The organism is Brevundimonas olei, assembly GCF_037055245.1.
Classification (GTDB): Bacteria; Pseudomonadota; Alphaproteobacteria; order Caulobacterales; family Caulobacteraceae; genus Brevundimonas; species Brevundimonas olei.
In genome coordinates, this window is record NZ_CP146369.1 from 2,128,227 (window position 1) to 2,140,924 (window position 12,698).

Here is a 12,698-nt window from a genome sequence, read left to right on the forward strand (position 1 = left end):
AGATAACCTATCGTCGTCGACCTGCTCGCTTGCCGTCTCAGCCGCCTCGCTCTCTCGAAGTCTATCAAACGCACAGGCAGGCGCTGATCGACTACGCCTGCGGCATCGTCGGCGATCACGCCCATGCCGAAGACCTGGTTCAGGACGCGTGGCTTCGGGTCGAAGCTGTCGAACGTCGCCGGCTCATCGCCGAACCTGTCGGCTACCTCTATAGAACCGTTCGAAACCTTGCGCTGGACGTTTACCGCGCGCGCAAGCGGTCAGGGCGGCGATCCGTCGAAGGCCTGGTCGAGGACGGAAACCAACCGACCGACGACTCCCCCTCCCCTGAAGCCGTGGTCGTGGCGCGTTCCGATCTCCAGCGCCTGCTGGAGAGCCTGAACGAACTGCCCGAACGGACGCGACGCGCGGTCATTCTCTACAAGGTCGAAGGTCTGAAGCTCCGAGAAGTCGCCGCACGTCTGAACGTGTCCGTCGCCTTGGCCCAGGCGCTTGTCGTCGACGGCGTGGAACACTGCGCCCAGCGCCTGTCGCGAGACGTCTGAACCATGATCACGACGCCTGTTTCTGGAAAAACCATCGGTCCAGACGTTGAGTTTGAAGAGGCCGCAATCTTCATCCAGGCCCTTCTTGAGGGGAAACGGAAATGACAGCGCCGGCGAAGTCCGACACGCCCCTGAGGCAGGCGGCGCAATGGTCCGTCCGTCTGAACGAGGCGCCGGGCGACGAAGACCTTCGGCGCGCGTTCGAACGCTGGCTCGATCAATCCCCCGCCCACGTCATCGCCTGGGAAGACGTGGGCCAGGTCACCTCTCTGATGCGGAAGATTCCAACGTCGCGCGCGTCGTCGCGGCCGCGAGCCCGTATCGTCGTCGATTGCGGGATCGCCGCAGCCTTGATAGCCGCCGTCCTGGCGCCGTCGACGGCCTTGCGGTGGACCGCCGATTACGTGGCGGACATCGGTCACGAGCGCACCATTGCGCTCGCAGACGGCAGCACCGTCCGCCTGGCGCCGGGCAGCGCGATCTCGATCGACCGGCAGGGAGATCGCCGCGATGTCCGCCTCGTGACCGGCGAGGCCTATTTCGAGGTCGCACACGACCCGACCCGTCCTTTTCATGTTGAGGCCAAGGACGCGCGCGTCACCGTGCTGGGCACCGGCTTCAATGTGCGGATGGGCGCGGCGGGCACGGACGTCGCTGTTCGACACGGCCGGGTCCGCGTCGAGCGAAACGACGCCGACGTCACCGTCCTGAATGGCGGCGACTGGACGCGAGCCGTCCCCGGCGGCGTCCGGATCGGGCGTAGTGCGCCCGAGATCGTGGGCGCCTGGCGGCAAGACCGTCTCATCGCGCTGGATCAGACCGTCACCGAGATGCTGAGCGATGCACGACGGCGCCACCGCGGGGTGATCATCCTGACAGACGGCGGACTTGGCCGCCGCACCGTAACCGGCTCCTACGACATGACCGATCCTGCTTCAGGTCTGGCTGTGATGGTCGAACCCCTGGGCGGAAAGGTGCGGCGCATCACGCCATGGGTCATCATCGTATCCACATAACATATTGAATAATCGTTATAAATAATCATCCCAGCCCGCCAGTCGGCACTATTTCTGGAAAACCGGACCGCTCGCTCGTTAAGCCCAGAACAGGCGATTGCGAATGAATTGCATCCGCCGCTTCAGTCGAGAGATGGAGTTTCTCAGTGAGTATGGGGCGAAACGCGCGTAGTCGGGCGCGCCGGTCGGCGGTGACTTCCTTCCTGATGGCGACCGCGGCCCTAGGGCCGCTTTATCTCGCCTCGCCCACGCTCGCGCAGTCCGCCGCGCAGCAGGCCGCACGCGCCTATGACGTGCCGCGCCAGCCGCTGGCCGACGCCCTGGTCGTCTTCGCCACCCAGTCAGGGCTTCAGGTCGCCACCGACGGCGCGGCGGTTCGGGGAATCCAGACCGCAGGCGTCCGGGGCGTCCTGACGCCGCGGCAGGCGCTGGATCGCCTGCTGGCGGGCTCCGGCTTCACCTATCGGCTGAACGGCGCCGTCGTCACGCTGGAACGGGCGCCCCAGGCGCAGCCGGGCGTTATCCAACTCGGCGCAGTGCGGGTCGAGGGCGCCGGCGACAGCCGTCAGAGCGAAGCCGGCTCCGGCGCCGTGGGCGGATGGGACCGCACCGCCTCAACCGTCTATGTGACCCCCGGCTCCGTCAGCGTGATCGATCGCAAAACTCTGGACGCCTATCCGGGAACCTCGCCCGCCGACCTGCTGAAAAGCGAAAGCGGCGTTCTGTCGGGCGAGTCGCGCAACAGCGGCGGTCTGGACGTCAATATCCGTGGATTGCAGGGCCAGGGCCGCGTCGCCGTCACCGTGGACGGCGCCATCAACGGAACCACCGTTTATCGGGGCTATCAGGGGACCAGCAACCGCAGCTTCATCGATCCGGACTTCATCAGTTCCCTCGCCATCGAGAAGGGCCCCTCGAACGGCAACGCCATCGCGGGGGGCATCGGCGGTTCGGTCAGCATGACCACCCTGACCGTCGACGACGTGGTCCCGCAAGGCGAGACCAGCGGCCTGCGCTTCAAACTGGGCCTTGGAACCAACAGCACCGAGCCCGGCTCATCCATGCGTCGCTCGCTGATCGAACCCGCGCTCTGGGGCGGCTATGAACCACTGCTGGCCACGCGCGGAACCGGCCGCCCCGCCGTGTTCGAACCCACCAACGGGTCGGGCAGCCTCGTCTATGGCCGCAAGGGCGAGCGCCTGGACCTTGTCGCAGGTTACGCCTTCCGCCGCAGCGGGAACTATCACGCCGGCGCGAATGGCGACGGTGCGCCCCAGCGCACGAACACGCCCTCCGAATACTGCGTCTCCGCGCCCAAGGATCAGCAGATGACCCAGTTGTGTGCGCGCGCCCTGGCCTTCTACGACGGCTACGGCGCGACGCCGTTCGCCGCCGGCGAAGAGGTGCTGAACACTTCCACCGAAACAGAATCCGTTCTGTTCAAGGCGACGTTCCGGCCGGCCGAGGATCACGCCGTCGAACTGGGCTACGGCGGCTACTGGAGCAGCTTCGGCGAGAACTATCCCGGCGCCATGACCAATCCGACGGCCTCCGTGAATCAACGGCATCCGCTGTCGCAGACGGCGCTGGACCGTTTCACCGGCCGCTATCGCTGGAATCCGGCGAATGAGCTGATCGATCTGAAGCTCAACGCTTGGCTGTCGCAACTGGAGGAGAGCGCGCCGTCTCTGGGCCAGTCCGACCCGATGCGTCGCTACATCGACACCTGGGGCGTTGATGCGACCAACAGCTCGCGCCTCGCAACGCCGGCGGGGCTGCTATCCGCCGACTACGGCGTCTCCTATCTGCGCGAGGAAGCCGGCCCGATCGGCGAATGGAGCGGCAGCGGCAACCCTCCGGCCCGCCAGGGCATGCGCGAAGAGGCCAGCCTGTTCGCGCAGATGCAGTTGACGCCGACGGCCTGGCTGCAGTTGAACGGCGGCCTGCGCTATCAGGATTACAGCCTCGAAGACCGCCAGACCGGCACGGTGTACAGCGCCCCGATCCCGAACCGCAGCGAGGACGCCTTCGGCTTCTCGCTGGGCGCCACGGTCATGCCTGCGGACGGATGGCAATTGTTCGCCAACTACAAGCAGGCGGCGCGCCTCCCCTCGCTGATGGAGGCGACATCCGGCTTCTTCATGATGGCCAATCCCGACCTGCACAAGGAAGAGGCCCATAACTGGGAAGTCGGGGTCAACTATGTCCGTTCCAACCTGTTCGCCGCCGATGACGACCTGGGTCTGAAGCTGGTTTGGTTCGACAACGATATTCACGACTACATCGCCCGCCGCTACGTCCGCTCCGTCTATCAGATGCAGATGTACAACATCGATCGCGCCCAGTTCAGCGGGCTGGAGTTCAACGCCGACTACAGCATCGGAGGCTGGAAGGTCGCGGCGGGCGCGACATGGTATGACGACATCCTGTTCTGCCGCCCCGGCGAAGCCTGCGTGGCCAGTTCGCTGGCCTCCGACTACGCCACCAACTACATCCCGCCCGAGTTCTCGGCCAATCTGTCGATCAACAAGAGCTTCCTGAATGATAGGGTCATGGTCGGCGGCCGCATCGTCTATCGCGGCGAGCGCGCGGTGGAATTCGAGCCGACGGACAGCGGCTTCGCGCCTCTGTTGAAGGCCATTCCCTGGGAGGCCTACACCACCGTCGACCTGACGGGACGCTATCGTTTCAGCGACGCCGTATCGCTGGACTGGAGCGTCGAGAACCTGACGGACGAATATTATCTGGAGGCGCTCAGCCTCGGCGTTGTGCCTGCGCCGGGTCGCACCTTCCGTATCGGTCTGACCGGCCAGTTGGGCGCCGGCTCGAGCGCCTGGCTGCCGAACTGGTTCGGCGGCGCCGACGACGGTGAGGTCACGGACTGGACCGGCCCCTATGTCGGCGCCAGCTTCGGCTATGGCTTCGGCCGCTCGGAAGGAACGGTCACGGATGCTTCGGGCGCTCCGGCCGATCTGGAAAACGACGGTCTGATCGATCTGCGCCTCGACAACGCCATGGGCGGCGTCCACGCTGGCTACAATTGGCAGTTCGCCAATAATCTGGTGCTGGGTCTGGAGGGCGATTTCCAAGCCGGCGCGCTAGGAAGCTGGACTGGCGTGCTGGTCAGCGACCCAAGCAGCTATACAGACAGCCTGCGCGCGCTCGACACGCTGGAATCAGACACGAGCTACGACTGGGATCGCATGGGGGTCTTGCGCGCCCGTGTCGGCTACGCCCTGGGCCGTACGTTCGTCTACGGCGCCGCCGGACCGGCTTGGCTGCGAGAAACCCAGACCCGCAATCAATATCGTTCGGTCGGCGGCAACGATCAGGGCATGATCAACGCCCTGGAGCATTTCTTCACCGAAACCAGCCGCAAGACGCGGTCCGGCTGGAGCCTGGGCGCAGGCCTGGAACGTGATCTGGGCGGTTCGTGGTCCGTGCGAACGGAGTACCTCTATTCACGCTTCGGCGACGCCACGCACAGCTTCGATGAAGCCAGAAAGGGCGCGGCCCTGGCCTGGTCCCAGACATCGTTCGTCCGCGATCCTGTTACGGGCGCCATCATGCGCGACCGTGTGACCGGCGCTATCCTGCGCGAGACGATTTCCAGCCCCGGGACGTCCAATATCGTCAACGGCCGAAAGGTTCGTAGCGACGCGGACCTGCACGCCCTGCGCATCGGCTTCAGCTATCGTTTCTAGGCAATGATCACGACAATGAGCGCACACAGTCGCGCGCGGCGCCTCAAGGCCGCCAGCCATCAAATTCACGACAGCCTCGACAAGACCATCATGGCCGCGGATCCGTTCGCCGACAGGGGACGCTACGTTCGTTTCCTGCGGGTGCAGCACGCGTTCCACAAGGACATCGCGGCGCTCTACGATCAGCCGGAACTGGCGGCGCTGATCCCGGACCTGTCACATCGACGCCGCGAAGCCGAAGTGCGGGCCGATCTGGCCGACTTGGACGCCGAGCCAGCCACGGACGACGATCCCCCCCGCTTCGCGGCAGGCCAGGCCGCCGATGTTCCCACGGCCCTGGGCTGGCTCTATGTCGCCGAGGGCTCCAACCTCGGCGCCGCCTTCCTGCTGAAGGCCGCCGCAGGCCTGGGATTGTCAGAGGCCTTCGGCGCCCGCCACCTCGCCCCCGCGTCGGAAGGTCGCGCAAACGCCTGGCGCGCCTTCACCGCCCGTCTCGACGCTCCGGATTTCTCCGCCGAAGAGGAAGAACGGGTGAACGAGGGCGCGCGTGACGCCTTCAGGCGTGTTCGAGAACTCGTTGATCGCGCCTTCTATTTCGACGCCGGTCAGGCATGAGGCTGACCGCCGCCCCCGTATCGTTCGCCGCATCACCTCCGCCGGGACGGCCGGTGCGGCGTTCGCGCCGTCGCAATCTGATGGCGATGTCGGCGGCCGTCCTTCTGCACGCCGCCCCCTTCATTGTCCTGTTGAAGGTCGGCGCCGCCGCTCCGCCTCCGCCCGAGCCCCAGGCGATTGCGGTGGAGCTGATCCGTTTTGACGCCTCGCCGGTCCAGGCGCCCTCCGAGCGCGCGCCTGGCGAGGAACAGGCTCAACGCGCCCAGAACACCCCCGGGAGCCGACAGCCGGCGCAGAAAGTCGTCCCCCGCCTTGCGGCGGTCGACACGCCGTCGGCCGCCCTGGCGTCGCCCGTCCAGCCTGAAACGTCGCCAGCGGCTCAGACGCCCCAGCCGCCTTCGCCAGCCACTACGGCGCCACTGGCCCGACCCGCTCCACCCGCCGCTCAGGCGTCCAGCACGCCCCAGGAATGGCGCGCGCGGGTCCTGGCTCACCTCGACCGCAATAAGCGCTATCCCGCCATCGCCGAGCGCCAGCGCCAAGAAGGCGTGGTGCATCTCCGCTTCACCATGGACCGCGCCGGACGGGTGCTGTCATCGTCGATCGTCCGCGGATCTGGCCGCCCCATGCTCGACAGGGAGGCGCTAGCCATGCTCCAGCGCGCCCAGCCCCTGCCGCCGCCGCCGAAGGACGAGCCTGGCGATGTGATCGAGATCATGACCCACGTGGACTTCTTCACGCGCCGATGACAGCCTTCATACAAAGTCAGCCAAGCTTCCTCATTCGGCTATACCGCCGGATAGGCAGCATGGACCGCCTGATCCAGATTGTCCTTGCCCGCTCCCCGCGCAGGCATGACAGCGACTGGCCATGCGAGGATATAGGGGTCCAGACGCAGCCGGCGCAGAAGAGCGTTCATGGGCTTAGGCCGACAGTTCTTTCCGGATGATCTCCGCGCCCGCGCTTAGCGCCTTCAACTTGCCGTTGGCGACCCGGCGCGACAGGGGGGCCATGCCGCAGTTGGTGGCGGGATAGAGCTTGTCGGCGTCCACGAACTGAAGCGCCTTGCGCAGGGTGTCGGCGACCTCCTCCGGCGTCTCGATGACGTCGGTCGCCACGTCGATGGCCCCGACCATCACCTTCTTGCCCCGGATCAGTTCGATCAGGTCCATCGGCACGCGGGAGTTCTTGGCCTCCAGCGAGATGATGTCGATGCTGGACGTCTGCAGCTTGGGGAAGGCCTCTTCATACTGGCGCCACTCCGACCCCAGGGTCTTCTTCCAGTCGGTGTTGGCCTTGATGCCGTAGCCGTAGCAGATGTGGACGGCCGTCTCGCATTTCAGCCCCTCGGCAGCCTTCTCCAGCGTCGCCACGCCCCAGTCATTGACCTCGTCGAAGAAGACGTTGAAGGCGGGCTCGTCGAACTGGATGATGTCGACGCCGGCGGCTTCCAGCTCCCTGGCCTCCTGGTTGAGGATCCTTGCGAATTCCCAGGCCAGCCTTTCGCGGCTGCCGTAATGGTCGTCGTAGAGGGTGTCGATCATCGTCATCGGCCCCGGCAGGGCCCATTTGATCGGCTGGTCAGTCTGGGCGCGCAGGAATTTCGCGCCCTCGACGAAGACCGACTTCGGTCGGCTGACCGCGCCCGCGACCACCGGCACGCTGGCGTCATAGCGATTGCGGATGCGCATGGTCTTGCGCTGCTCGAAATCGACGCCGTCCAGATGCTCGATGAAGGTGGTGACGAAATGCTGGCGGGTCTGCTCGCCGTCGCTGACGATGTCGATGCTGGCCCGACGCTGATCGTCCAGCGACAGGCGCAGGGCGTCCCGCTTGGCCTCGATCAACGCCTCGCCTTCCAGCTTCCAGGACGACCAGAGGGTCTCGGGTTCGGCCAGCCAGACGGGCTTGGGCAAGCTGCCGGCGGTCGAGGTGGGCAACAGGGTTTTCATTTTCGATGACTTTAGCAATTCGGGACTGATCAGGCGGCGAAGTTGGCGGACCACTGGTCCAGCAGGGCGCGGTGCGGCTTGATGAAGCGCTCCTCGACGAACCGGCCCTGTTCGACGGCCAGTCGACTGCGTTCCTCGCGGTCGTAGACGATCCGGGTCAGCGAATAGTCCTGGTACTTGAGGCTGGGCTGATACTGTTCCGAAGCCGGGGAGTTGGCGTTGTAGATCTCGGGACGGTAGATTTTTTGGAAGGTCTCCATGGTGCTGATCGTGCTGACCAGCTCCAGATCGGTGTAGTCCGCCGTCAGATCGCCCACATGGTAGAAGGCGAAGGGCGCCACGCTGCCCTTGGGCATGAAGTAGCGGACCTTCATCCCCATCTTCGCGAAATACTCGTCGGTCGGCGAGAAGGCGTCGTTCCCGTATTCCAGACCCAGGACGGCGTGCTCATCGCCGGTGCGGTGATAGGTCTTATTGCTCGACACGCTCAGACAGATGACCGGCGGCTTGCCGAAATTGGCGCGATAGGCGGCCGAGTTCAGGAAATGCCTGAACAGCTTGCCGTGCAGGTCGCCGAAATCCGCCGGCGCAAAGGCGCCGGGATTGGCCTTCATGTGCGCCGGCAGAACCACGCTGAAGTCGTAGTCGCGGACGTAGGAGGAGAAGTTGTTTCCCACGATCCCATCGGTCCGCTCGCCGGTCTGCTGATCGACAATCGTCGTCTGAAGGATTTCGATCAGCGGAAAGCTGTCCGTCCCTTCACCGGGAGCCAGGCTCATCTCGACGGAGACGATCTGGAGTTCGACCGCGTAGCGATCGCCTTTCGGATTGCCCCAGTGCGCCAGGGAGTTGAACCGATTGTCGATCATCCTCAGCGTGTTGCGCAGGTTCTCCTGACGGCTCTCGCCCCTGGCCAGGTTGGCGAAGTTGGTCGTGATCCGCGTGTTCTCGGCGGGAACGTAATTCTCGTCGAGCGGGGTGCGCTTGATGCTGAAGGTGAATTCGCTGCTCGCCATGGTCTCTGCCGTTGATGCTGTGGCGAGACAGCGGACAGGGACGCGCGACCGCTCGCGCGGAATCGTCCCGTCGCGGCGCTCATGCGACCTGACCGGACACCCCGCCGGAGGACGTTATTTGTCGAGGCAGGTCTCCTGGCTCACGGGTCATCGCCTCCGGTCCGGCCTTCCCGGAGGCGAACCCCCAGTGACACAAAATGGACCTTCAACTCGCCGCTCACAGTTGCGGGGGCAGCGCCGGCATCGACCGAGGTCTCACCGGCTTCCCTCTTAGCTTCGCGCAGTCCGAGGACCGTGCGGAGAACCACGACGGCGTGAACATGACACGCCAGCCGCCAGAGTCAATTATTATATAAAGATATCTTTATATAATTATGCTAGTACTGCGAGCTCATCGGCTTCTCGCCAGGCCTGAATGTCGGCCTGCGTCAGCGCCTGAATGCGCTCTGAGCCATAGGGATGGACATCAGATGGCCGCGACGGATGTTGGCGAAGCCTGCTGCGACGCCACCGATCTCGTCGCATGGCTCGAGGCCAGGAAGCCGGTCGCAGGCGCTGTGCTGCTCGACCACGGCGAGCACAGCCCTAGCCGCTCTGGAGGCCCGGCTGACCGAGGCTGGTTATGCTCTAGTGACGCCTGAGCTTGATCAGTCCTATCGACTGACTCGCGCCTCGATTACGCCTCTCGCGCGTGGCGCGGCCAGATTGACTCCTGGCCAGGCGACCCGTCCAGGCTGGCACAATGATCGCGCCGCCTTCCTGGTCGCCCTGAACGAACGACTGCAGAGTCTGGCGAACGATCCGGAACGGACTAGACTGCTCTCCGAGCTGAATGGAGTGCTCGAGGGGTATGCCTCGGTTGGAAAGTCGTCGTCATCCTACGGAAAATCCGCGGAAACAGCGCCACCTTATGCCGCCCAACCTAAATCATCCGTAGAGCATCCCACCGAGCTTCAAAGGGATCGACGGCAGCGCGCCTCTGCGAAGGCGGAGCGTTCCGCCCTCGCGGATAGGGAAATAGACTCCAAGTCCGGATTAAAAAAGCCCACATAATACATTGATTTTACTGGATTTATATTGCCTCAGATCGGCATAGTCAGAGCGACTATGCGAACGCCGATACCTCACACTTGGTTTTCTCGCCTGATATCTTAAAGTTCAGCCGACGCGACCGCGAGGTCCGCCAGGAACCTGGCGCGTTCTTTATCCCTCGTCGTTGGATCAGGCAGGCGCAGCAGATAGGCGGGATGAACCGTTAACAGCACCCGCGCGCCGTCGTCCGCCGTGATGATCTGGCCGCGCTCCGCCTGCACGGCGGGCTTTCGGCCCAGAAGCGCCAGACCCGCCGTCGCGCCCAGCGCCAGGATCAACCGAGGCTTCACCAGGCGCCGCTCATGATCAAGCCACCAGCGGCAGGCCTGGACCTCGCCCGCATTGGGCGTCTTGTGCAGACGGCGCTTGCCGCGCGGCTCGTGCTTGAAATGCTTGACCGCATTGGTGAGGTAGAGGTCGCGCCGATCCAGCCCCGCCGCCTCCAGCATGGTGTCCAGCAGGCGTCCGGCCGGGCCGACGAAGGGACGTCCGGCCAGGTCTTCCTGATCGCCTGGCTGTTCGCCGACCACCATCAGGCCGGCGCGCGCCGGCCCCTCGCCGCAGACGCCCTGGGTGGCGTCCCGCCACAAGGGACAGCGGCGGCAGCCCTGAACGCCGCGCGCCAGGTCGTCGAGAGTCTCGGGAACCAGATCATCGGTCGTGGCGCGATCAATCGCGGGCGCGCGAACACGCTGGAACCGTTCGTTGGGTCGAGGCGCGGGCTGGGTCACCATGGCTTCTGTGCGAACCGACGCATCCGCGGTCAGTTCCGGGATCAGCGCCGCCTCGGGCAGGTTTTTCCAGTAGCGCTTGGGCATTTCCGAGCGCATGACCTGGAGCCGCAGCCGCGCCGGATTGAATGTCGAGGCGTAATAGGTGCGCCAGAATTCCTCCATCGCGTCTTCCCTAGGCGCCTGCGCCTGATCGGCGGGCGGCCCATAGGTCAAGGCCTCGCCGTTCCAATGGGCGGACCCGTCCGGCGTCAGGATCGACCACCGCATGGTGCTGAACCGCCGCGCGAAGAAGGGGGCCGTCGCCGGCAACACGCGATGGGCCGGCTCGAACCAGGCGCCCCAATGCTCGCCCGTCTCGTCTTCAGCCTGTCGGAAACGAACGAAGGCCTTCATCTTGTGAGCGGCGCGGCGCACCGCCTTCACCCGATCAGCCGCCTCGGCGACGTCACGATCCGACAGAACGGCCATCAGGTTCGGCTGATCCTTCAAGCGCCATAGCAGGCGATACATCAGGTCGAAGCGATCATCGGATCGATGCTGGATCAACTGGGTCGCCGTTTCCCAGAAGGTGCGCGGGACGCTGAACGCGCCATCAACCCGGGGAAGAGCAGCAGCTTCGTCGAACAGGCCGCCGAAGGACTGCCCCACCACGAACTGCACCCGCGCCGGCTCGACGCCGGCCAGCCGCAACCGCCGCGCCGCCTCGCGCCAGCCGTCGAAATCCAGCGGGTCGGCTAGAACCGCGGTCTGCATCAGAACAGGCTCAACTGCTCGGCTTTGCGGCGGGGCGCCAGGCGCGCGCGCAGGTCCGCCGCATCGGTCAGGCCGCCGGGCGTCCAGTCCAGCGCCGTGATCCACGGCCGCACCGCCTCAATGGAGCGAGTCAGCCGCCCGATGTCCTCGAGCCGCAAGGTCCGATGCCGCCGCACCGACAGGATGCGGTCGACCGCCTTCACGCCCAGGCCCGGCACCCGCAGCAGACTCTCTCTCGCAGCCCGGTTGACGTCCAAAGGAAAGGCCTCGCGTCGCCGCAGCGCCCAGGCCAGCTTGGGATCGACGTCCAGGTCCAACATGCCGCCGTTCGCACCCTCCCCGATCTCGGGCGCGGTGAAGCCGTAGAACCGCATCAGCCAATCGGCCTGATAGAGCCTGTGCTCGCGCATCAAGGGCGGCTTGGTCGGCGGCAACAGGCTGGAGCCGTCGGGAATGGGGCTGAAGGCGGAATAATAGACCCGGCGCAGGCCATACCCGCCGTACAGCGAGGCGCTGCGGGCCATGATCTCCGTGTCCGGCGCGCCGTCGGCGCCGACGATCAGCTGCGTCGACTGACCCGCAGGGGCGAAGGCGGGCGGCCGCTTGCGGTCTCTCCTTTCCGGCTGCGCCGCTTCCAGCTTCAGCCGCACCTGCCCCATGGTCTTGCGGATCGTCCTAGCGTCCTTTTCCGGGGCGAGACGGCCCAGAGCCTCATCGCGAGGCAGTTCGATATTGGCCGACAGGCGATCCGCATAGAGGCCCGCCAGCTCCACCAGCCGTGCGTCCGCTTCGGGGATCAGCTTCAGGTGGATGTAGCCACGAAAGTCGTGCTCCTCGCGCAGGCGCCGCGCAACCTCGACCAGTTGTTCCATGGTGTAGTCGCCGTCGCGGATCACGCCCGACGACAGGAACAGCCCCTCGATGTAGTTTCGCTTGTAGAAGGCCAGGGTCAGATCCACGACCTCCTGCACCGTGAAGCGCGCCCGCTCGACGTTCGAGGACACCCGGTTGATGCAGTAGGCGCAGTCGTAGATGCAGAAGTTGGTCAGCAGTATCTTCAGCAGGCTGACGCACCGTCCATCCGGCGTATAGGCGTGGCAGATGCCCATGCCCTCGGTCGAGCCGATCCCTCGACCGCCCAGAGAATCCCGTTTGGTTGAACCCGATGAGGCGCACGAAGCGTCGTATTTCGCCGCATCCGCCAGAACCGCCAGCTTTCGTTTCAGATCAATCCGCGCCATATGTTCATGATATGTTCCAATCTATCGGCG

Annotated in this window: 10 protein-coding genes and 1 riboswitch; of the genes, 5 read left to right on the plus strand and 5 right to left on the minus strand. The window is 65.2% G+C overall.

Annotation, left to right across the window (positions count from 1 at the left end):
• Positions 1–29: 29 nt before the first annotated feature.
• The 5 genes from V8J38_RS10115 (at position 30) to V8J38_RS10135 (ending at position 6,629) form a co-directional block, all read left to right on the plus strand.
• Entirely contained in the window at positions 30–545 is a 516-nt protein-coding gene (locus V8J38_RS10115; RefSeq protein WP_291783732.1) for a sigma-70 family RNA polymerase sigma factor, read from the plus strand.
• Between the two features lie 101 nt (positions 546–646).
• Positions 647–1,561: a FecR family protein gene (locus V8J38_RS10120; RefSeq protein WP_291783730.1), complete on the plus strand. Its 915-nt coding sequence runs from the start codon at positions 647–649 to the stop codon at positions 1,559–1,561.
• 206 nt (positions 1,562–1,767) lie between these two features.
• The gene (locus tag V8J38_RS10125) at positions 1,768–5,265 is read left to right on the plus strand and encodes a TonB-dependent receptor domain-containing protein (protein WP_338575484.1); all 3,498 of its coding nucleotides are present in this window, start codon (positions 1,768–1,770) and stop codon (positions 5,263–5,265) included.
• Between the two features lie 15 nt (positions 5,266–5,280).
• The gene (locus V8J38_RS10130) at positions 5,281–5,880 is read left to right on the plus strand and encodes a biliverdin-producing heme oxygenase (protein WP_291783726.1); all 600 of its coding nucleotides are present in this window, start codon (positions 5,281–5,283) and stop codon (positions 5,878–5,880) included.
• Positions 5,877–6,629 (plus strand): energy transducer TonB, encoded by a 753-nt coding sequence (locus V8J38_RS10135; protein WP_291783724.1) that lies wholly within the window; start codon positions 5,877–5,879, stop codon positions 6,627–6,629. The genes V8J38_RS10130 and V8J38_RS10135 overlap by 4 nt, the downstream gene beginning before the upstream one ends.
• Before the next feature lie 38 nt (positions 6,630–6,667).
• Here V8J38_RS10135 and V8J38_RS10140 read toward each other — a convergent pair whose 3' ends face one another.
• The 5 genes from V8J38_RS10140 to V8J38_RS10160 all read right to left on the minus strand — a co-directional run bounded on the left by V8J38_RS10140 (position 6,668) and on the right by V8J38_RS10160 (position 12,668).
• The gene (locus tag V8J38_RS10140) at positions 6,668–6,799 is read right to left on the minus strand and encodes a hypothetical protein (protein ID WP_291783722.1); all 132 of its coding nucleotides are present in this window, start codon (positions 6,797–6,799) and stop codon (positions 6,668–6,670) included.
• 4 nt (positions 6,800–6,803) lie between these two features.
• Positions 6,804–7,832: a methionine synthase gene (locus V8J38_RS10145; RefSeq protein ID WP_291783719.1), complete on the minus strand. Its 1,029-nt coding sequence runs from the start codon at positions 7,830–7,832 to the stop codon at positions 6,804–6,806.
• A gap of 29 nt (positions 7,833–7,861) precedes the next feature.
• Positions 7,862–8,848 (minus strand): DUF1852 domain-containing protein, encoded by a 987-nt coding sequence (locus V8J38_RS10150; RefSeq protein ID WP_291783716.1) that lies wholly within the window; start codon positions 8,846–8,848, stop codon positions 7,862–7,864.
• Positions 8,849–8,956: 108 nt separating this feature from the next.
• Positions 8,957–9,172, minus strand: a riboswitch (cobalamin riboswitch).
• 827 nt (positions 9,173–9,999) lie between these two features.
• Entirely contained in the window at positions 10,000–11,427 is a 1,428-nt protein-coding gene (locus V8J38_RS10155) for a UdgX family uracil-DNA binding protein (RefSeq protein ID WP_338575490.1), read from the minus strand.
• Positions 11,427–12,668, minus strand: a complete 1,242-nt coding sequence (locus V8J38_RS10160; protein WP_291783708.1) for a putative DNA modification/repair radical SAM protein — start codon at positions 12,666–12,668, stop codon at positions 11,427–11,429. Before V8J38_RS10160 ends, V8J38_RS10155 begins: the two co-directional genes overlap by 1 nt.
• Positions 12,669–12,698: the final 30 nt, after the last annotated feature.